At 44.5% G+C, this 20,441-nt stretch carries 15 protein-coding genes; 9 read left to right on the top strand and 6 right to left on the bottom strand.

All coding sequences use genetic code 11. The features are described 5' to 3' along the window. Positions 1 to 322: 322 nt before the first annotated feature. On the bottom strand, positions 323 to 1,438 hold the full coding sequence (locus AWH66_RS11840) for an SEL1-like repeat protein (RefSeq protein ID WP_063606821.1): 1,116 nt from the start codon (positions 1,436 to 1,438) through the stop codon (positions 323 to 325). Between the two features lie 880 nt (positions 1,439 to 2,318). Next, positions 2,319 to 2,798, bottom strand: a complete 480-nt coding sequence (locus tag AWH66_RS11845; protein WP_063606822.1) for a YehS family protein — start codon at positions 2,796 to 2,798, stop codon at positions 2,319 to 2,321. Positions 2,799 to 3,489: 691 nt separating this feature from the next. Between AWH66_RS11845 and AWH66_RS11850 the strand changes: the two genes are divergently transcribed. Continuing rightward, the gene (locus AWH66_RS11850) at positions 3,490 to 3,759 is read left to right on the top strand and encodes a hypothetical protein (RefSeq protein WP_006069509.1); all 270 of its coding nucleotides are present in this window, start codon (positions 3,490 to 3,492) and stop codon (positions 3,757 to 3,759) included. Positions 3,760 to 3,843: 84 nt separating this feature from the next. Here the strand turns inward: AWH66_RS11850 and AWH66_RS11855 are convergent, their stop codons facing one another. Then, entirely contained in the window at positions 3,844 to 5,625 is a 1,782-nt protein-coding gene (locus AWH66_RS11855; RefSeq protein ID WP_063606823.1) for an ABC transporter ATP-binding protein/permease, read from the bottom strand. Positions 5,626 to 5,980: 355 nt separating this feature from the next. Here AWH66_RS11855 and AWH66_RS11860 point away from each other — a divergent pair, with 355 nt between their 5' ends. The 6 genes from AWH66_RS11860 (at position 5,981) to AWH66_RS11885 (ending at position 14,314) form a co-directional block, all read left to right on the top strand. Further along, a complete protein-coding gene (locus tag AWH66_RS11860) occupies positions 5,981 to 7,636 on the top strand; it encodes an ABC transporter substrate-binding protein (protein WP_062461093.1) in 1,656 nt (551 codons plus the stop codon). Between the two features lie 116 nt (positions 7,637 to 7,752). Beyond that, positions 7,753 to 8,742, top strand: coding sequence for an ABC transporter permease (locus AWH66_RS11865; RefSeq protein WP_063606824.1), 990 nt, complete (start codon positions 7,753 to 7,755; stop codon positions 8,740 to 8,742). Between the two features lie 13 nt (positions 8,743 to 8,755). After that, positions 8,756 to 9,694, top strand: coding sequence for an ABC transporter permease (locus AWH66_RS11870; protein ID WP_063606825.1), 939 nt, complete (start codon positions 8,756 to 8,758; stop codon positions 9,692 to 9,694). Beyond that, on the top strand, positions 9,687 to 10,694 hold the full coding sequence (locus AWH66_RS11875) for an ABC transporter ATP-binding protein (protein WP_063606826.1): 1,008 nt from the start codon (positions 9,687 to 9,689) through the stop codon (positions 10,692 to 10,694). Before AWH66_RS11870 ends, AWH66_RS11875 begins: the two co-directional genes overlap by 8 nt. Positions 10,695 to 10,696: 2 nt before the next feature. Further along, a complete protein-coding gene (locus tag AWH66_RS11880; protein ID WP_063606827.1) occupies positions 10,697 to 11,725 on the top strand; it encodes an ABC transporter ATP-binding protein in 1,029 nt (342 codons plus the stop codon). 21 nt (positions 11,726 to 11,746) lie between these two features. Next, on the top strand, positions 11,747 to 14,314 hold the full coding sequence (locus tag AWH66_RS11885) for a glycoside hydrolase family 3 protein (RefSeq protein WP_063606828.1): 2,568 nt from the start codon (positions 11,747 to 11,749) through the stop codon (positions 14,312 to 14,314). 65 nt (positions 14,315 to 14,379) lie between these two features. On the opposite strand, the gene AWH66_RS11890 is transcribed toward AWH66_RS11885, so the two are convergent. Further along, complete coding sequence (locus tag AWH66_RS11890; RefSeq protein ID WP_063606829.1) at positions 14,380 to 15,279, bottom strand: LysR family transcriptional regulator; 900 nt, start codon at positions 15,277 to 15,279, stop codon at positions 14,380 to 14,382. A gap of 142 nt (positions 15,280 to 15,421) precedes the next feature. On the opposite strand from AWH66_RS11890, the gene AWH66_RS11895 reads away from it, so the two are divergent. Further along, positions 15,422 to 16,060 carry an NAD(P)-dependent oxidoreductase gene (locus tag AWH66_RS11895; RefSeq protein ID WP_063606830.1) on the top strand — a complete coding sequence of 213 codons (639 nt, stop codon included), beginning with the start codon at positions 15,422 to 15,424 and terminating at the stop codon, positions 16,058 to 16,060. Between the two features lie 68 nt (positions 16,061 to 16,128). Here the strand turns inward: AWH66_RS11895 and AWH66_RS11900 are convergent, their stop codons facing one another. Beyond that, positions 16,129 to 17,025, bottom strand: a complete 897-nt coding sequence (locus AWH66_RS11900; RefSeq protein WP_063606831.1) for a LysR family transcriptional regulator — start codon at positions 17,023 to 17,025, stop codon at positions 16,129 to 16,131. A 135-nt stretch (positions 17,026 to 17,160) separates the two neighbouring features. Here AWH66_RS11900 and AWH66_RS11905 point away from each other — a divergent pair, with 135 nt between their 5' ends. Continuing rightward, on the top strand, positions 17,161 to 17,589 hold the full coding sequence (locus AWH66_RS11905) for a PACE efflux transporter (RefSeq protein ID WP_063606832.1): 429 nt from the start codon (positions 17,161 to 17,163) through the stop codon (positions 17,587 to 17,589). A 58-nt stretch (positions 17,590 to 17,647) separates the two neighbouring features. Here AWH66_RS11905 and AWH66_RS11910 read toward each other — a convergent pair whose 3' ends face one another. Then, positions 17,648 to 20,425, bottom strand: a complete 2,778-nt coding sequence (locus tag AWH66_RS11910; protein WP_063606833.1) for a glycoside hydrolase family 3 protein — start codon at positions 20,423 to 20,425, stop codon at positions 17,648 to 17,650. Between the last annotated feature and the right edge of the window lie 16 nt (positions 20,426 to 20,441).

Genomic DNA, 20,441 nt, shown 5'->3' on the forward strand with positions numbered 1-20,441 from the left:
AATGACATTCCGAGAAGACTTAACACTCATCATTTATTGTGCTTGTGAGAGTGAGTCTACCTCTCGTTGTTAGCTTTGCATCTTATTCGATAGGGTTCGTTATAGTGTGTGTCCCTTTTATACCTCTTTTATTTACCTTTTCTGTGTACATGCAAATAAAACTATTTCAATTTAAAGGGTGATTCGCACCAATACAGTGGTCCACACCGAGTGAATCGGAGAGACTTTACTGGAAACTTATAAAAACGTGGCCAATTTGACTTGATCACTACGGTTATTCCTAACAGACTTGTTGTTATCTCCTGTCGCCCTAGTGAATTAATTAAAATTCGAAAAATACGCCGTATGGTCTTTGGAAGTCCATCGCCCAAACGTACTGGGTATCAAGCGTATCGAATAAACGAATGCCTTGCTCCTCAAAGAGTCGAGAGGTTCGAGCTTCTACAATCGAGGCTTCATTTGCTGTGAGAGAAGGGTGCATTTCTTGGATTTTATATGATCGCTTGGGTCTTCTGTATGCTAAGGTGGACCACACTGTTGACTGGATGTTGTCTGCCTCTACACCGCCCACACCGTGTTCATATCTACGTTGCATTTCTTTTTGCGCACAGGGGACATTTTGATGTGCAAAGTTAGAGATAAACTCTATATCTGCCGATTCAATTTGACCGTTGAAATCTTCATAAATACTTTTCCAAAAAATCGCTGGGGTATGGTTGAGTTCAACGGCGCCTGAGAGTAACCGGAGTGCTTCGAGTCTATCCTTTTGCATATTTACGTGAGCGTGCGTCACCATAGCGTATGGGTTCTGCTTTTTTATCGCTTTCTCTAGCCACTCAGTAGGATTTAGGTACGAAAACCCGTCAGGATTCGATCTTTGAAGCGCAGCTTGAGCAACATATTTAAGATAATCAATATCGCGATGCTCATGTAAATCATGGCATTGACTTAATAGACGGTTAGCTTCTTCTAAGTGTATCTCTGTTGGAAACTGGAAAATATATAAGTAAGCAAGCATAAGCTTAGCGTCGTCGAAATGGCGGTCTGCCGCAAGTTTGAACCATTTCATAGCTTCCTTTAGATCAGGCTCGACTAGCGTACCCGTTGACCAGTATCTCCCCAAATAAGAAGCCGCCCAGTTATTCCACAGATTATCACTTTTAGCCAACCCCTCTAGAATACGAATACCTTCGCTTTCATTCTTCTTCATAGAGTAGTCATTAAGCTCCATACAAGTGCCATTGAAGTAAATGTTCAGCAACGTTATTAATGCTTGTTCCGGAATTTGAGGGTATTGTTTAGGAACCTTCTCGTAGCCCACGATGCGCTTAAGATCGTAAATTGCTAAGTCGTAATCACCACTTTTATGGTGTTTCACGAACTTTTTTTGAGCCATAGTTACTGAAAATACTTCTTTAATGCTACCGAGAATACTCATGAACCGACCCTGTCATTGGAATTTAGTTTAAATTTTATCAATCGAAGTTCTCGATCGCGCACAATGATATTGTTGAGCACTTTATAAACAAGGAATATCATATATTCTTTAATAAAGATGAGGTACTTAATGGCCAGCCCCTTGTTTGTGGCGACTCTTTGTTAAGCAAGATTGAGAACGTTTTATGGCAAAGTTATGCTCTTTGCCTTTCGAATTAACTGAAATATGATTTGATCTAGCTTTCGGTTAAACACGGTAATGGGGCATTTCTGAGCCATGAAGTGCCAATTGTGAAGGTTTCTATACAACGCCATTATAAGCTCGTCCCCATCCCACAACGTTAATTAGACAGTCATCTTTGTGAAAACGAAGGTCTTCTGAAGCGCGTAGATAACTGAAAATGTGAGAGTAAATTAGGTTTACGATGCGCTGAATGAGACTCCCTTTTTCAAGGGAATGACGGTAATTTGGGGGGGGGGGGATGTTATGAAACACGAAAAGGGGCAAATTCGTGTTACCAATGGCGTCAGTCGTGACCCTGCTCGCATGACCAAAAGTATGGAAAAACTCTATATACGTGGCCAGTTTTAGTGAATCACTACAAGATGTCTGGAATAGCTTGATCAGAATAGAGGCCCCTAACAGGCTTAAGGCTTTAGCTTGGGTTTATCTTGGTAGGGTCATAGGGGGCGGTGTGTGTCTTGATTCTAAAAGCTGACTAGATTTCAGCGTGGTTTGATAGATATCTACTGAAGAAAGACCAAGAGTAGACGTGATTGTGAAGCTCTAATATCGGTCCTTAACATGATAAAAGCGAGTAGCCAAAATGAAATGGCTCTCGCTTTTTTAATCAATTACCACGTTCGATTCGAGATAAAAATTACCCAGTAAACTCTTCAGAATCGGGACGATTGGTAAACTGCACACCATTTAAGAAGTCACACAGCAGTTGGTCCTCACACTGTTTGTAGTTTTTGTTGTTTGGCTTGCGGAAATACGCACCAATTTCGTATTTACTTAAACTAATACCAACCACTTCTAATACGTCCAACACATCTTCTGCTTTCATGCCTAGCGCAATGTGGAGCTTCATGAGAATCATGTTGTTGGTCAACGCGACTTCTGGCTTAGGTTGCTCGCCGTCTTTTTTTCCTCGCTTGAGGTTAATAAAGCCATTTAAGAATACCGCCAACTCTTGATCCTTCATCTTAACGCAAGATTTGTCGCTTTCATCTTTTAACCAGCTTGCCACTTTATCGTGAGCTACAGTGACTTCGGCCTGCCCGAAAGCTTTCATTATCTGTGCGTTTTTAAGGTTTAACGCGTGTTGGATACGACGTAAAATTTCGTTGTTAGTCACTAGGGATTCCTAAAATGAGTTCTAAGGGTGAATAAAAATCCATCAATTACATGCGATCTGTGGGTGTCTTCATTCAATAGCGTAGTTGACGGTGACTCTAACAGAGAACACGTTTCTTCGGTAGGTTAAAAAATGGAAATAAGACGGCCTATTCGAACTAGTTGGCTAAGTTGGTAAGAGCCCATTTTCATAGACACTAAGCTGATTAGAAGAAGTAGGTCAAACCACCTCACTGTGATTTGTGAGGTTGAATGTTACTGGCAAGGAATAGGGCAATAATAAGCTAGCCTCGTCACTCAGTTTGCGGAATGGACCATATGATTCAGTGGGCGCTGTCAGTCGATTCCTGCCTTCGCAGGAACGACCGGATTTGGATTTGGGTTATTGAGGCAGAAAGGGGCAAAAATAAGCTAGCCTCGTCACTCAGTTTGCGGAGTGGACCATATGATTCAGTGAGCACTGTCAGTAGATTCCTGCCTTCGCAGGAATGACAGGGTTTGAGTTTGGGTATTTTTCTTTGGAAATTTGCCCATCCTGAAAAGAGCAGGGGAGTCGAAGAGTTACAGTGACGAATGTTGTAAATGTCAGTGCATTAATGAGTGATCACTCAAGATTTGACAGTTTGTGTTGGCGAAATGACCAGACTTGGCTAGCTTCATAGAGTGACTACACTAACGACAAGGAGAATGCGATGGATTGTAGCTCGCTTGCGGTTTGCATGAATATTAACGGAACGGATTTGACGTTAGCATGGGGACCTAACAAAACTAAACAGCAGTGTCTTGACGAATACCACAGTATAACGGCCGACCTTAATGCTAAAACCTATACGCTCAACCTGAAAGATCATGCTGGTTCAACGCTGGTTAAACCGATTTCACACCGAAAAGCCTCTGAATTAATGGACGAGTGGGGTGATATACAAAACAACTTGAACCAAGATCTAGATATCCACTGGTAGCGGTTCGAATAGAAGCTTCTAAGCCCTTGTTTGAATTTGACCAAACAAGGGCTTTTACATTAATGATTTGCATAACTGCCGCTATTATCTCACGACGGGCTGTTTAAACTGTAACTCCACCAAACGCTTATATAGTTCGCAATTTTCTAGCAACGAATGATGATCGCCAATATCGACCAAACGGCCATGGTCTAACACCGCAATCTGGTCTGCGTGCTGAATGGTTGAAAGACGGTGCGCGATGATGATAGTGGTTCTTCCGATCATTAACTCTTCTAATGCTTGTTGTACATGATGTTCACTCTCACTATCGAGGGCGCTTGTGGCTTCATCAAGCAGAAGGATTTTTGGATCTTTGAGGATAGCGCGCGCAATAGCGATGCGTTGGCGTTGCCCTCCAGAAAGTCGCACGCCCCTTTCTCCTAAGAAGCTGTGGTAGCCATCTGGCAACTGCATGATGAAATCATGGGCATGGGCTTTTTTCGCCGCTTCAATCACTTGCTCATCGGTCGCGTCTGGATTGCCGTAGCGGATGTTGTGAAAGACGTCGTGACTAAACAAAGCGGGCTGTTGTGGAACTAGGGCCATTTGCTTGCGAAGTTCATGAGGGTCAAACTCTCGAATATCGACGTTACCTAGCTTCACTTGTCCGGCTTGAGGGTCGTAGAATCGCTGCAAAAGCTCAAATACCGTTGTTTTACCTGCTCCAGATGGCCCAACGAGTGCAAGTACTTTGCCTTCGTCTGCTTTGAGGGTTAACCGTTCAGTGGCAGATTGAGAAGGTCGGGAAGGGTAGTGGAAGGTTACATCGTCAAACGTAACTTCAGATCGCAGCGTATTGGTAGGATTGAAGATGCTTTCAGGCGCCTTGATATGGCTGTCAACTTGCAGGATTTCGACCAAGCGCTCGGTTGCGCCTGCAGCGCGTTGCAACTCACCTAAGACTTCTGAAATAGTCGCAAGAGAAGAAGCCACCATAATGGCGTAGAAAACAAAAGCACCAAGGTCACCGGCTGACATGGTACCGTGGATCACGTCGCTGCCCCCAACCCAAAGCATGCCAGCAATAGCAGTAAAAACAATAACGATAACGCCAGAAATCAAGATAGCGCGCTGCTTAACGCGCCTACGTCCAATGTCATAAGCTCGTTCTACTTCCTCAGCAAAAGCCGCACGCTCTTGCGCCTCAAAACTGTAACTTTGGACCGTTTTGATATGTTCAATCGCTTCGCCAGCGTAGCTGCCTACGTCCGCCATAGAGTCTTGGCTTTGACGTGAGAGCGCTCTTACACGACGCCCGTAGAACAAGATGGGAATCAAAATAAACGGAACCGATGCTAACACAATGAGCGTCAACTTAATGTTGGTGGCAAACAGCATGATAATCGCACCAATACACATAAGCGCACTGCGCATTGCCATAGAGAAAGAAGAACCAATGATACTTTGCAATAGCGTCGTATCCGTGGTTATTCGAGACATGATATCGCCGCTGCCGTTGGTCTCAAAATAACTCGGATGCAGAGTAATGATGTGATTGAATACCGCGAGGCGAATATCTGCGCTGACACGTTCACCAACAGAAGAAACTAAATAGAATCTAAAAAAGGTGCCAATGGAAATGCATACGGTGACCAACATGATAAATTGAATTGCATTGCCCAAGTCTTGCAGTGATTGCTGAGCAAAGCCTTGGTCAATTAAGATTCGAACTCCATGACCAACAGACAGAGTGAGGCCTGCGGTGAAGATGAGTGCTACCAGAGCGGCAAATACCTTGGCTTGGTAAGGGCGAATGAAGTTAACCAGTTCTAATAGAATACCTAAGTTTTTGCTCTTAGCTCTGGATTGATCTTGTTGTTGCATTGATGTGCCTAATCGTTCGCTTTATTACTTAAGGTTATGGGGGTGGATTAACAAATAGCAACAATAATGCCTATTTCTGATCGCAAAAGCGTGAGCTTGAATAGCCAGAGAATGAATTTTCATGAAATATTTCAACCTAAAGTAATGATTAATATAAGTTAAATTATGCAAATTATCTAAAAGTTTCATGAGTGAGAAGGTTTCTGTGCAACGCTTTTTAGTTTTAACAAATAGGCAACCCATTGCCGATCCAATGTGGTTTTAGTCACGTTTATAAACCGAATTCCTCGCTAGTATCCTTGAAAAACAACGATAACGAACTTCGCCTACACAGTTCATAAACAAGGATAGATAGATGAAAAAAACGCTGCTTCTTACTTCTGCAATTGCTGCATCAATGGTCATCCCCGCTCACGCTGAAGAATCATCTTCCATGCCAAACTTGAAGATTCTCAACGAATTCTCAACTGGCTGGGTGCGTAACTTTAACCCTTGGTTTGGTGGTCGTTCAGACTTTGCTTATGAATCGCTATACATCTTCGATATCTTAGACTCGAAAAATGTCCATCCTTGGTTAGCAACAGGCTATGAACTGAGCGATGATTTGACGGTACTGACTGTTGATCTTCGTGAGGGTGTTCTTTGGTCTGATGGGAAACCGTTCACGGCTGATGATGTTGTGTTTACTTACGAGTATCCGAAAGCACATCCAGAGATCGATACCGGCGGTGTCAGCGGTAAAGTTGACAAAGTCGAGAAGGTTAATGACCTACAAGTTAAAATCTATCTAAAAGAACCGAATGCGTTTGCAGCGCGCGATGTTCTTGGTGAAACGGTTCGTATCGTCCCTAAACATATTTGGGAAGGTAATGATTCGCCAGCCCAAAGCACGAATGATAACCCGGTGGGCACGGGCCCATTCACAGAAATCCAGCGTTTTACACCACAAGTTTATGTTCAGTGTCGTAACCCAAATTACTGGAATAAAGACCTCAAAATCGACTGTTTAGAGTTCCCGCAATTCTCAAGTAACGATGCAGCGCTTGAGATGCTTTCAAAAGGAATCGTGGACTGGGCAGGTATCTTTATTCCTGATATCGAGCGTACGTTTGTTTCTAAACATCCAAATAACAAGTACTGGTTCCCATCAAACGATGGTGTTCGAATCACATTCAACTACAAAACAGAGAATGAAGGCGCAAATAAAGCCTTCCATGATGTGAACTTCCGTAAAGCGGTAAGCCTATCAATGGACCGTGAAGCCATGATGATGATTGGTTCTTATGGTTACGTTGTCGGTGGAAACCCAGCAACAAACTTACCAAAAGGTATGTGGAATTGGCGTGACGAACAAGCCGACAAAACTTGGGCTGAAGTGAACCAGTACGACATTAACAAAGCTAAGCAGTTATTAGCAGACGGCGGTTACAAAGATACTAATGGAGACGGTTTTGTTGAGAACCCAGATGGCAGCAAGTTAACCTTTAAGATCCAGGTACCAAGTGGTTGGAGTGATTGGGTAAACAACACTTCTATTGCGGTAGAAGGTCTGCGCATGGCAGGTATCGATGCAACGGTAATTACTCCAGAAGCTAATGCGTATGCGAAAAACTGGGAAACAGCGAACTTCGATGCCACATTCGGTGCAGGTTCGATGCAATCTTCAGTATGGAAGTTCTACGATTTCACTATGGGTTCTGAATACGTACAAAGCCCAGTGTGGTGGTCTACTACCGTTAGTAACTATGTTGACCCACAACTTGACCAGTGGATTTCAGAGCTAGGTTTGACTAAAGACGAAGATCAACAGAAGAAAATTGCGGCTAACGTAGAACGTTACTTTGCTGAAAATGTGATTCAAATTCCTCTTTACTACAACGGTATCTGGTACGCATATAACGACTCTCGCTTCGAAGGTTGGGCTAATGAAGATAATCAAATCGGTCACCCTGCACCTTGGAATGGCATGAGCCGTCTTGTTCACCTAATGAACCTAAAACCGAAAGGTTAATCCAGTTTAGCGTGGTCTCTTGAGCGAGGGAGGCTGCGCTTTTTTCTCTCACTTCTCTTACTTGTCGGCTCCCCATAGGGGGGAGCTGAGGGGAAAGTCTAATTGGAATTTAGGTTATGAGATATTTATTAAGCCGATTTGGCTTCTATTTGCTGGCCTTTGTCGCCGCAGTAACCATTAACTTTTTCTTGCCAAGATTGATGCCTGGTGACCCAATTCAATCATTTTTGGGGCGTCTTGCACAAAATGGTGGGCAAATTACACCAGAGACCATCGCTTCTCTTGAAGCTCTTTACGGTTATTCCACCAATACACCATTGTTTCAACAGTTTTTAACTTACCTACAAAGCATCATGACGGGTGAGTGGGGGACATCGACACGCTTCTTCCAACCTGTATTTGATGTTCTTGGCCGTGGCATGTTGTGGACGTTGTTGTTGGTTGGTTCTTATCTTGTCGTGTCTTATACCATCACAACGTTGCTCGGTATTTGGGTGGCTTGGAAGCGAGGCACGTGGGTCGATTCTGTCATCACTGTGGGTTCGGTAGTGATATCGTCGATTCCTGCCGTAGTAATGGCTCTACTTATGTACTTTATCTTTGCATCAGATCTCGGCTGGTTTCCGACGAGTTATGCTTACGACCCATCGCTCGATCCTGCAATGAGTTTTGAATTTGTCAGCAGCGTGGCTTATCACTTAGCACTGCCATTGCTCAGCATGGTACTGCTTGGAATGGGCAACGTTATGGGCATGCGTTCCAACATGATCAACCAGCTTGGTGAAGACTTTATTGTCATGGGCTGGGCTAAAGGTGTGAAAGACAAAAAAGTGATGCTGCAATACGGTGCACGCAACGCAGTGCTGCCAATGATCACTACATTTGCTATGTCGGTTGGCGCCATCTTTGCGGGCTCGCTGATTATCGAAATCATATTCAATTATCCGGGATTAGGACAGGTCATGTTTCAAGCCATGCTTGCGCGTGATTACCCGTTGATTCAAGGCTACCTGCTTATCATGACCATCATGGTATTAGGCGCTAACTTTATCGCAGATTTACTGCTGTTCGTGCTTGACCCACGTCTTCGCACTGAGTTGGGTTAAAGGAGTTAAGAGCATGAAATACTTTAAAATGGCTAAACAATTTTTCTTGGATAACCCCAAAGCTGCGGTTGGGATCTTCTTAGTCGCAACAGTGGTGTTGATGTGTGTTTTTGCACCGCTGCTTACCGATGTATTGCCGGGAGCTCGCGTTGGTCGACCACACCAAGCACCAAACCCAGACAATATTCTAGGTACGACGCGTATGGGGCGTGATGTCTGGTCTCAGCTTCTTTATGGTGGTCGCGTTTCGCTTATGGTTGGCTTCGTCGCTGGCACGTTTGTGATTGTAATGGCGATGGTGATAGGTATCGCTTCTGGTTACTTCGGTGGTGTGATTGATAACGTATTGTCATTCTTTACTAACTTAGTGATGGTTATTCCAAGCCTACCGTTAATGCTGGTATTGGCTGCGTTCTTGGATCAAGTGTCGCCTCTGGTTATCGCGATAATAATTGGTGCAACGTCATGGCCGTGGGGAGCTCGCGTACTACGTGCTCAGACCTTAGCGATTCGAAATAAGGACTTTGTTCACGCCGCTGAAGTGATGGGTGAAACCAAACCGAGAATGCTGTTTGCTGAAATTATGCCAAATATGATGTCGATTCTGGCCAGTAGTTTTATTGGTACGGTCATCTACGCCATTATGACGCAAGCGACCTTAGAGTTTATTGGGTTGGGCGACCCTCTTGCAGTGACGTGGGGCGGTATGTTGTACAACGCCGACCAAACTTCTGCGATACGTATCGGTGCGTGGTGGGAAATTATGGCCCCTTCTGTTGCGTTAGCGTCGGTTGCCATTGGTCTAGCGCTTATCAACTTCTCGATTGATGAAATATCAAACCCGAAATTGAAGGCTCAACGAATCATGGCTCGTTATCGTCGTGAAGAGAAGAAAGCAGCGAAACAAGCTGCGAAGCAACAGCGCTTAGAAATGGAGAGTGCCAATGGTTAATTTCACACATACAGAAACGTCTAAGTTGGTAGATGTCCGAAATCTCTGCGTCGACTACGTGACTTTTGATGGCAAAGTTCGTGCAGTGAACAACGTCAGCTTTCACATTAACCGTGGCGAGATTTTAGGGCTAGCGGGCGAGTCAGGTTGCGGTAAATCAACTATTGCTTACTCGTTAATGCGTTTGCACAGACCGCCTGCATTGATCTCAGAAGGTGAAATCCTATTCGAAGGTCAAGACGTATTGAAAATGGACGATGATGAATTAAGAAACTTCCGCTGGAAGGATACATCGATGGTCTTTCAGAGTGCGATGAACTGTTTGAATCCAGTGAAAACCATTGAATATCAATTCTACGATATCTACGACGCTCATGGCTTGGTATCAAGTCGCGAAGAATCTATTGAAAAAGCCAAAGAGCTTCTGCGTATTGTCGATATTCCAACAGAGCGTTTATTCGACTACCCACACCAGTTTTCTGGTGGTATGCGACAACGTGTCGTGATTGCCATGGCGTTAGCGTTAAATCCAAAGCTTCTCATTATGGATGAGCCTACGACTGCACTTGATGTAGTGGTACAACGCGAAATTCTGCAAAAAGTGTATGAGCTTAAAGAGCGTTTTGGTTTCTCTATTCTGTTTATTACCCATGACCTCAGTTTGATGGTGGAGCTATGTGACCGTATTGGCATCATGTACTCAGGTCAGCTGGTGGAACTCGCGCCATCTAAGATTATTTTGCAGCAACCAAACCACCCTTATGCGCATGGCTTAGGCGACTCATTCCCGACATTAAAAGGCGAGTTACAAGAGATGAAAGGAATTCCAGGCTCGCCCCTCGATCTTAAAAATGTACCTTCAGGCTGTCGTTTTGCGCCTCGCTGTTTTAAAGCCACCGCACAGTGTCGAACACAAGAACCTAATTTGGTCAGTTTAGGAGAGTCGCGTTGGGTGGCTTGTCATACCCCACTACAACTTGAAGCTGAAGGAGTGGCGTAATTATGAATGCAAGAAGTCCTCATATTGACCAAGCCGCATTTGATGCAAAGCATCCGGTTATTTTGGAAGCTAAAGACCTTTGCATCGATTTTCGTAAAAAAGGTGACTCAATTTTCTCACCAAAGCAGTACTTACGTGCTGTGAATGGACTCAATTTCCAACTACGTGAAGCGCGTTGTGTAGCAGTGGTTGGGGAGTCAGGGTGTGGCAAAAGTACCAGTGCAAAAATAGCGACGAAAATTCACAAAGCCACAGAAGGTGGTATCTATTATCACGGCACCAACATCGATGAGTTTACGTCCGGAGAAGAGCTAGATGCTTATCGACGTGATGTACAGATGGTATTCCAAGACCCGTTCAGTTCGTTAAACCCGCTGCACACGATTCGCTATCACTTGATGCGACCAATGCAGATTTACCACGGATTAAAACCGGGTAAAGAAATGGAATATCGCCTAATAAAAATCCTAACCCAAGTGGGCTTAACACCGCCGCAAGAAGTGTTGGATAAGTTTCCACATCAATTGTCAGGCGGTCAACGTCAGCGTGTTTTCTTGGCAAAAACACTGGCTATAGGTGCGAAAGTGATTCTGGCGGATGAGCCAACGTCAATGTTGGATGTCTCGATTCGAATTGGTGTGCTTAACTTAATGAATCGCATGAAGCATGAGATGGGCAAGTCATTTATGTATATCACCCATGATATTGCTACGGCACGCTATTTTGCAGAAGACACCATAGTGTTGTACTGCGGTCATATGGTCGAGTGGGGAGACACAGAGCAAATCACGCAAAACCCACAACACCCGTATACCCAGCTATTGCTTGCGGCAGTGCCGGATCCGAGCCGCAGCATTCACGAGAAACTACCAACGCACCGCTCGATGGAAACACCAATGTGGTCACCAGAAAAGAAAGGTTGCCCATACGCAGGGCGGTGCCCTCAGGCGAAAGCGGAATGTTCGCAGTATTTGCCTGAACCGGTAGAAATTTCAGCTAATCACTTTACTCGTTGTCATTTATTCACATAGTTTTGTATTTAGGAATTCAAGATGTCTTATCAAACACCTTATTTTAAAGAATGGCCACAAATTAAATCTGCAATCGCTAAGGACGCTGGGATAGAAAACGAAGTCGCAAGCATTGTGGCTCAGATGACTACCGAAGAAAAACTGGGTCAGATGATTCAGCCGGATCTTCGCGGTGTAAGCCCAGAAGAGGCTAAGCAATACAAATTAGGCTCAATATTGAATGGCGGCGGAGCATGGCCAAACGAGAATAAGCACTCTAGCGCTCAAGATTGGAGCGACAAAGCGGATGAGTTCTGGCATGCCATTGAAGAAGCCTATGCAGACAGACCATTCCGTATTCCATTTATGTGGGCGACTGATGCGGTACATGGTCATAACAATGTATTTAGCGCGACAGTCTTCCCGCACAACATTGGTTTAGGCGCAGCACGCGACCCTGAGTTGATTCAACGAATTGGCAAAATTACGGCGGTTGAAGTTGCAGCAACAGGATTAGACTGGACCTTTGCTCCAACAGTAGCAACGCCACGTGATTTACGTTGGGGACGTGTTTACGAGGGTTACTCTGAAGATCCTGAAATCACCTTCGCTTATGCTGCTAAAATGGTCACGGGCCTTCAAGGGACGGCGGATGATCTGAAAGGTGAGCATCATGTGGTTTCTAACGTGAAACACTGGGTTGGAGATGGCGGTACGCTCACTGGGGTAGACAGAGGTAAAAATGGCTACTCAGAAGATCTACTCAGAAATATCCATGCAATGGGCTATTTTAGCGGTCTAGAGGCCGGTGCTCAAGTAGTCATGTCTTCATTCAATACATGGGAAAATGAAGCGAATTATGACCACAATCCCGAAGTAGGTGAGCGATATAACTATAAGATTCATGGTAGTAAATATCTTCTAAATGATGTGCTCAAAGGCAAAATGGGCTTCGATGGTCTTATTGTCACGGATTGGCACGGGCATGCAGAAGTCAGCAAGTGTACCGACGGCGATGCAACGTATGCGATTAATGCAGGCAACGATGTGTTAATGGTTCCGGTGCATGAGCACTGGATAGCGGTGTACCACAAAGCGCTAGAAGACATTAAGTCAGGTGTAATCCCAATGGAGCGTATCGACGATGCGGTTACTCGTATTCTCCGCGTCAAAATGCGTGCTGGTTTATGGGATAAGCCGTCACCGAAAAAGAGAGCGCTAGCAGGCAAGCAATCTTTATTGGGTGCGCCAGAGCATCGAGAAGTGGCACGAGAAGCGGTACGCAAATCTTTGGTGTTATTAAAAAACAAAGACCAGCTATTACCTCTGAATCCAAATCAAAAAGTATTGCTTACGGGCAGTGCTGCTGACGACCTACAGAAGCAGTCTGGTGGTTGGAACTTAACGTGGCAGGGGGATGAGAATACACTTGATGATTTCCCAGGAGCAACGACGTTTAAAATGGCTCTTGTCAATGAACTGAGTTGTGACAATGTCACTTATGATCCACAACTAGAGTCGACTATTCAAGCAGGCGATGTTGCCATTGTTGTTATCGGTGAAGATCCTTACGCAGAAATGATGGGTGATATCAAGGCCTGGCAAACACTAGAGTTTGGCAAGCTTAAACGCAGCTACAAGGCTGATGTCGAGAAAATCCACAAGTTACACAAACTGGGTGCTAAAGTGATTACAGTATTCTACAGCGGTCGTCCTTTGTACTTGAATGAAGAGATCGCTAAGTCGGATGCCTTTGTCGCTGCTTGGCTTCCGGGAAGTGAAGGTGAGGGCATCACCGATGTGTTGATTGCTGACGCTCAAGGTAACGCTCGTTACGACTTCCAAGGTAAGCTGTCATACAGTTGGCCAAATAAAAAACGAAGTGCAACGGTTAGCCGTATTCCGCCACATATTCCAGATTATCAGGTGCCTGAGTTGGAGCAATCTCCATTGGGTGAGCACGCTCCATTATTTGAATACGGGTACGGACTCAACTATTCAGATACGCTTCAGCAGGCCGACCTTGACCAGATCGAGCTGGATGAGGCTGGTACTCAGGGCGAAGGTGTCGCCGATAGCGCTACAGAGATATACGGTATTAAATCGACAATTGGTGATTTCCAACTGAAAGTCGCTGATTTTGTTCATTGGATCGGTAGCGATGTATCGCGCAACAATCCTATGTCTTTGAGCACGATAGATACCAAACCGTATAACTATCAGCAGCAGCAAGATGCGGTAGAGTTGACGTTCAAAGGTGGGTTTGCAGCTGCGTACATCCAAACTGGTGATGGTGGTATCGAGAACTTATCTGGTTATAACTCTGCCAAGGGAATGCTGAGTTTTGAGGTTAAGGTTTCTAAAGCACCTAAGCAGCCAGTTTATTTGTCTCTGCAAAAGTGGACGGAGAATAAGCTTCCAGATGACGTGGCAAAAATTGATATTGCCGATAAGCTGCAATCCATTGACGAGTTTGTGACTATTGATATTCCGGTCTCACTTTTTGTTGCTCAAGATGTGGATCTCGCATTTTTGGATACGCCGTTCATGCTATTTAGTGAAGGAGAGTTCAAAACAGTACTCGCTAATATCCGTTGGCATAATGACTAACAAGTGACGTTCAAATTGTTTAATCAAAGGCTCCTAATTAAGGAGCCTTTTTTGTTTGAAAAGCACTAGCGAGAGGTATCCGCTTTAATATCATTACTCCAAAAATCGGCAAGAAAATCTATAAACTGTCGAACGATAGGTAATTGGTAACTTCTTGAGAGATATACTGCCCAAAGTGTACTGGTTGGAATAGCGTAGTCTTTTAGAATTGGGGTAAGTGATCCCGATTCGATTAGCGGATTTGCCAAGTCACAAGGCAGTAAGACGATTCCTTTATCTCTTTGTGCCGCTTTCACTAATACGCCTAGATCATTTGCCTTTATGGTTCCACTAACGTTAACTGATACTGTCTCACCACCTTTGACTCCCTCCCAAGAAGTACGCTCCAAATGGAGAAAGCAGTTGTGATTGCTAAGATCATCAAACCGCGTTGGCTCGCCATGTTTTTCGATGTAGTTTTTTGAGGCACATATCAGTGAGTCGATAGACATGAGTTTACGAGCAATAAGGTTGTCTGCTGGTTTGTTGGTATAACGAAGTGCGATGTCGATACGCTCGTCAACTAATTCAGCAAAACTGTCCGAGGCAAAAAGCTGAATAACAACGTTGGGGTGCTGTTCTGTGAACTGCTCAACAGCATCCAGTAAGATGTTTTGTGTTAAGCCAATAGGCGCCGCAACACGAACCGTACCGGAGAGATAAGGGGTTTGTGGCTGAGATGACAGTTCTAACTGTGACGTTTCGTGCAAAATGCTTTCACATCGCGCCAGTGCTTGTTCACCAGCTGTCGTTAGACTGACTTTGCGTGTGGTTCGGTGAAGCAACCGTTGCTCCAACCACTGTTCTACTTCGTTAACGTGCCGAGAAACTTGTAAGCGACTTAAACCAAGGCGTTCGGAGGCCTTAGTGAAACTGGCACAGTGAGCTACCTCGACAAAACTGCGCATCGCTGTAAGTCTATCCATCATCGGCTCCTGTTAGATATGAAGCTTATTAGTAACTCAATTAGATACAAACTGCATCCATTTCGTGAATTTATCTCGAAAAAAGGTTCTATTAGACTGTCAACGTCATCAAGAAAACACCAAACAAAACGGAGAGATAATTATGAAAGTAGCAGTGGTAGGTGCAACAGGTTGGATTGGTAGCCATATTTTAAACGAAGCTAAACAGCGTGGTCATGAAGTTGTGGCACTGGTTAGAGAAGTGAATCGAGTTGAAGATCTAGATATTGAAGCTAGAGCGTTTGACCTCACAGCGCCTATCGGCGAGATGGTCGACTCATTATCCGGTGTCGATGCCGTGATTGCTTCCATCGGCGGACGTGCGAAAGGTAATCACGATATTGTGAAACAGGCAGCTAAAACGCTACTCACGTCGCTCTCGGAAGCGAACGTAGGGCGTTTGCTGTGGGTAGGTGGTGCTGGCTCTCTGGAAGTTGCACCGGGGGTGACTTTGATTTCAACTCCAGAGTTCCCTGAAGAATATAAAGCTGAAGCCATCGCACAGGGGGAAGCGCTTGATGTGTTCAAGCAAACTGCCAACGGCGTGAATTGGACATTTGTATCACCAGCTGCGGAGATTTTCCCGGGAGAAACGCTATCAAAATACCGTACTGGTGGTGAACAACTATTGCTTGATGAACAAGGCAACAGCCGAATTTCAGTAAGCGACTACGCTAAGGCTATGATTGATGAGTTAGAGTCTAATCAACACCCAAACCAGCGAATTGGTGTGGCTTATTAGAAATCTGATATTTATTAACCGGTGATTTGGCCAAAGATGACAAACCATCTTTGGCCCTGTTTTCAGTGTTACTGCCATTGATTATCAGCAAATTGATGTTGTTGTAATAGTTCAATAAGAGCGTTTAGTACCGGGCCATTAGTACGACTGCGTGACACAAGACAACCAACCGTCGTCACCCAGCCACTTTTTTCATGAGCTACAGGTAGCGCAACCATTTTCCCTTCAGCCATAGGCTTCTTAACTAACATTTCAGGTAAGTTAGACCATCCCAATCCTTCTGAGACCATATCAACGAGCGTTTTGTGGTCGTTTGCGTACCAAATATTAGAGCTAATACCGTAGGTAAACCATAGCTCCTGTTTTTCAACACTTCGGTGGACACATTGCCGAAAGTGCTTTAAGTCGGAGTCCTTGACCACTGGCAATCGTGTGAGTTCGTGGTTTGGAGCGACAACGGTTAAGAAACGAGCTTGACCGAGGATGAAAATATCCATGTCTACTTTTAACTCACCGTCGGCATAAACAATACCTATCTGTGCTTTGTCTTGCCGAATGAGTTCTTCGATATCAAACGTTGAGGCGCAGATAAGCTCGAAGTTAGTAATAGGGAACTGAGCCGCCAATGGGGACAATAGTTTAATAAACTCCTGACTCATCAAGCTATCGTCGACAGCGATGGTCAGTTCGTGTTCTGAGTCATTGGAAAGAGCTTCGATCTTTTGGTCGAAGTATTTTTGCTGATGCAATATAGAGCGAGCAATAGGAAGAAGTGCTTTGCCATTTTCGGTGAGCTCGGGTGTGTTTTTTTCTCGACTAAATAAGGTTTGATCAATGGCGATCTCCAAATTAGAAATGGCTTGGCTTACCCCTGATTGGGCTCTTTTAAGCTTACGGGCTGCGGCGGAAAATGAACCGTGCTCGCAAACCGATACAAACACTTTAAGCTGCTCAAAACTGTACATTGTGATACCCCAAAAAGTCGAAATGCCAATTTAGGCTATCACGATGTGTGATGGTTGTTAACTTTCTATATTGCTGAGAATACCGATAATCACCGCATACGATGTCCCCAAACAAAAAATAGTGAGGAATTTATAATGGGAATAGTAGAGCGTGTCTTTCACTCAGTGCTTTTTGAAGCGTTGGCAGTGACGTTTTCAGTTATCGGATTAGCGTTGTTTACCAACCATGATGTTGCTGCATTATCAGGAACTATGATAGTTATTGCTACCATGGCGATGTGTTGGAATTACCTTTTTAATTTAGTCTTCGATTGTTTCGTTAAGGGTGAGCGAATCGAACGTTCCTTTCGAATGCGAATTGCACATGTAATTTTATTTGAGGCTGGGCTATTGATAGTGACGGTGCCAGTCATGGCATACTTACTGAATGTCTCTTTGTGGGCTGCATTTATAATGGATCTTGGTGTGACGTTGTTTGTCACTCTGTATGCCTTTACCTTTAATTTGGTTTATGACCATATTCGCGCTTGGCTAACGAATCAAAGGTTACAATTGGCAAAATAAGCTGAGCAAGATGCTAGCCATACAAAGCTTTAACGGATGTATGGCTAGCCTTAGTTTTTTAATTAGATTGAGTAAACGCTAATTGATGTAGCTTAAGTCCTGGTTTCACAAATTCAATTTGGATTTGGTAATGACCTTTGTGTAAGCGCACTTGGAGTCCTTCGATGGTCTGGATGTTACCATCCGTGCCATTCAGAGGAAGTGACATACTGAATTCACCATTGATACTCAAACTACAAGAAGACTGCGCTAGTGAGTTTCTATCATAACTTGCAGTGGCAGATATTTGATAAATTCCGTCCTCCTTCACCTCTAAGCTTATCGCTGTGTTTGAAGTGCAATTGAGAGAGATGCTGTCATTGATGGAAACAACAGGTTCACTTTCAGTATGTTCAGCCGAATCAAATGATCTTATTGGCTCATAGGGTACTAAACGGCGAGACATCACTGGAGCATTCATTACAAAACGGCAAATGTTCATTGCGGAACGTTGCAGTTCGCCTAATGTAAGTGTGTGATTTTCTAGAGCGTCTAAGGTGTCGTCGTTCATTGCATTACGTTCAGCACCGTCATTTTCAACCACCATATAAAGGTCATTTTGAGCGCGAATCATAAATGATGTAAAAGACTTGTCTTCTTTCCCAGCTTCGATAGGGCTATTCATTTTGGCCCACCAATCAGACATTACAATCCCCTCAAAGCCCCATTCACCGCGTAGAATCGTGGTATTTAGGTCGTAATTTGATGCGCCCCAATGACCATTGATTGGATTATATGAGGTCATAATGGTTGTTGCACCACCGAGTTTAACAGCCATCTCGAAAGGCTTAATGTGGACTTCTCGTAGTGCGCGTTCTGACATGATGCTATCGACATCAAATCGAGCGGTTTCTTGATCATTGGCAGCGTAGTGTTTGATTGTACCTGATACTCCAGCGCTCTTCAGACCGCAGACCTGTGCTGCAGCCATTGCTCCAGTCAGCATAGGGTCCTCTGAGAAGTACTCGAAGTTGCGACCATTTAATGGGTGGCGATGAATGTTAATACCAGGGCCCAGTAGCGTGTCAATTTGATGGCTTTGCAACTCTTGACCGACTAGATAGAAGAGGTGCTCGTTAAGCTCAGTATTCCACGTACAACCAAGTAAGGTACCAATAGGAACCTGCGTCGCTTTATGTCCACTATCCATTCTGATACCTGAAGGACCATCTGCAGCAGCTGCAACAGGAATGCCCAGCTCAAACAGGTCATTACTCACGCCGCCAAATGCTGCAGCGGTACCAGGTGTGACTTTAGGACTACACATACCTTCACCGCGAACGATAGTCGCAAGTTGCTGAGGAGTGAGTTGAGCAATAAAGTTAACTAGTGTGGCCTGACCGGACTTAACATCAGAGAGTTTTATGTTTTGCTCCCCAGTAAGCTCAATGCTTTCAGGTAAACGGGACAAAATGCGCTCTTGCATATCGACTGTGCGAACTGCTGTATTTTCTTTTGTTAGTGAATAGATGCCTTGAGCAATCTGCTGGTCAGGCCTAATACGCTCGAAACTCGTGATAGGCGCTGCCGCTTCAGTTAACTGTTCTTGTATCAGAAGATTATCTAAGTCGAGTGTTGCTTCTATTGGTGTTGCGGCTTGAACACTGTCACCTAGATAGAATTGGTAACGACCTTGTTCTAAAACATAACAAGACTTGTAGCCAGTAACTCCAGAATCGTCATATGAGGCGAGGAGTGCGTAGGGTACAGTGACTCGAATTAACTCAGATTCACCGGGAGCTAGGGTTCTGGTCTTATTAAATCCAACCAAAGCACGCGTAGGTTTGCCAAGTTTGCCTTGTGGCGCTTCTACGTAGAGCTGTACGACTTCTTTGCCGCTATACACATGTCCGGTATTCGTTACTTTAATGTGGAAGTGCAGAGCTTTATTTTTGCCTTCGCCATGTTGAGTAAGAGAAGCAAGATCACGTTCAAATTGCGTATAACTTAGTCCCTCACCGAACGCGTATTGCACTGCGTGTGGTTTGAAGGTTGAAAAGTAACGGTAGCCAACGTAGATATCCTCTTGATAAAAGTTACGATCTCGATTGCCAAAGTTAGCAGAGGTAGGGTAATCCTCGATTTGATAAGCAATAGTGTCTGTAAGCTTTCCGCTAGGCGAGGTATCGCCAGACAGCACATCAGCAAGCGCGTGACCACCTTCCATACCAGCGGCCCAGCTGTAGAGAATACCCTTGATAGATTGTTTGTTAGTAATCGTATCTGCCCAAGACATATCAATAATATTACTGACGTTGAGAATAACAATTACATCATCGAATTGAGCGCAGACCTTTTGTAGCATGTCGTATTCAGTGTCGGTTAAAAGGTAGCTGCCTGGTTGAACTGCATTATCTTGGTCTTCTCCTGCTGTACGACCGATAAAGACTAGAGCTTTATCAGAACACTGCTTCGCTGTTGTGACAACCAATGTGGTTAGTGGCATTTCTTCTTGGAACCATGGCTCGGCAGCCCAACCGCCGCCGCCATCGTCAAACGGGTGCTCAGCTAACCACTCGTGGTATACCTGAACGAGCTCTTCATTTATGTTTATTGATGAATGGCCTCTTAACCCTTCAAGTGCGCTAATAGAATAGGGGACATTAACGGCGCCGCCGGAGCCAGTACCACTTCGATATGTATCAACGTGGCATCGACCAAAAAGGGAGATTTTGCATTCCTTATGGAGAGGCAAAACATTGTCAATGTTTCTTAAAAGAACAATGCCTTCTGCCGCCGCTTGGCGACTAACAGGTGCAAGCGCTTGTCTTGCGTTTTCGAATTTTGTGAGTGGCATATTTGGCTTCCAGTTC

The sequence above is a fragment of the Vibrio barjaei genome, assembly GCF_001639065.2.
Taxonomy (GTDB): Bacteria; Pseudomonadota; Gammaproteobacteria; order Enterobacterales; family Vibrionaceae; genus Vibrio; species Vibrio barjaei.

What these genes read in the sequence shown, in the direction of transcription:
- AWH66_RS11840 (WP_063606821.1), bottom strand. Translation starts at nt 1,438, where the DNA reads ATGAGTATTCTCGGTAGCATTAAAGAAGTATTTTCAGTAACTATGGCT.
- AWH66_RS11850 (WP_006069509.1), top strand. Translation starts at nt 3,490, where the DNA reads ATGGATTGTAGCTCGCTTGCGGTTTGCATGAATATTAACGGAACGGAT.
- AWH66_RS11855 (WP_063606823.1), bottom strand. Translation starts at nt 5,625, where the DNA reads ATGCAACAACAAGATCAATCCAGAGCTAAGAGCAAAAACTTAGGTATT.
- AWH66_RS11860 (WP_062461093.1), top strand. Translation starts at nt 5,981, where the DNA reads ATGAAAAAAACGCTGCTTCTTACTTCTGCAATTGCTGCATCAATGGTC.
- AWH66_RS11865 (WP_063606824.1), top strand. Translation starts at nt 7,753, where the DNA reads ATGAGATATTTATTAAGCCGATTTGGCTTCTATTTGCTGGCCTTTGTC.
- AWH66_RS11870 (WP_063606825.1), top strand. Translation starts at nt 8,756, where the DNA reads ATGAAATACTTTAAAATGGCTAAACAATTTTTCTTGGATAACCCCAAA.
- AWH66_RS11875 (WP_063606826.1), top strand. Translation starts at nt 9,687, where the DNA reads ATGGTTAATTTCACACATACAGAAACGTCTAAGTTGGTAGATGTCCGA.
- AWH66_RS11880 (WP_063606827.1), top strand. Translation starts at nt 10,697, where the DNA reads ATGAATGCAAGAAGTCCTCATATTGACCAAGCCGCATTTGATGCAAAG.
- AWH66_RS11885 (WP_063606828.1), top strand. Translation starts at nt 11,747, where the DNA reads ATGTCTTATCAAACACCTTATTTTAAAGAATGGCCACAAATTAAATCT.
- AWH66_RS11890 (WP_063606829.1), bottom strand. Translation starts at nt 15,279, where the DNA reads ATGGATAGACTTACAGCGATGCGCAGTTTTGTCGAGGTAGCTCACTGT.
- AWH66_RS11895 (WP_063606830.1), top strand. Translation starts at nt 15,422, where the DNA reads ATGAAAGTAGCAGTGGTAGGTGCAACAGGTTGGATTGGTAGCCATATT.
- AWH66_RS11900 (WP_063606831.1), bottom strand. Translation starts at nt 17,025, where the DNA reads ATGTACAGTTTTGAGCAGCTTAAAGTGTTTGTATCGGTTTGCGAGCAC.
- AWH66_RS11905 (WP_063606832.1), top strand. Translation starts at nt 17,161, where the DNA reads ATGGGAATAGTAGAGCGTGTCTTTCACTCAGTGCTTTTTGAAGCGTTG.
- AWH66_RS11910 (WP_063606833.1), bottom strand. Translation starts at nt 20,425, where the DNA reads ATGCCACTCACAAAATTCGAAAACGCAAGACAAGCGCTTGCACCTGTT.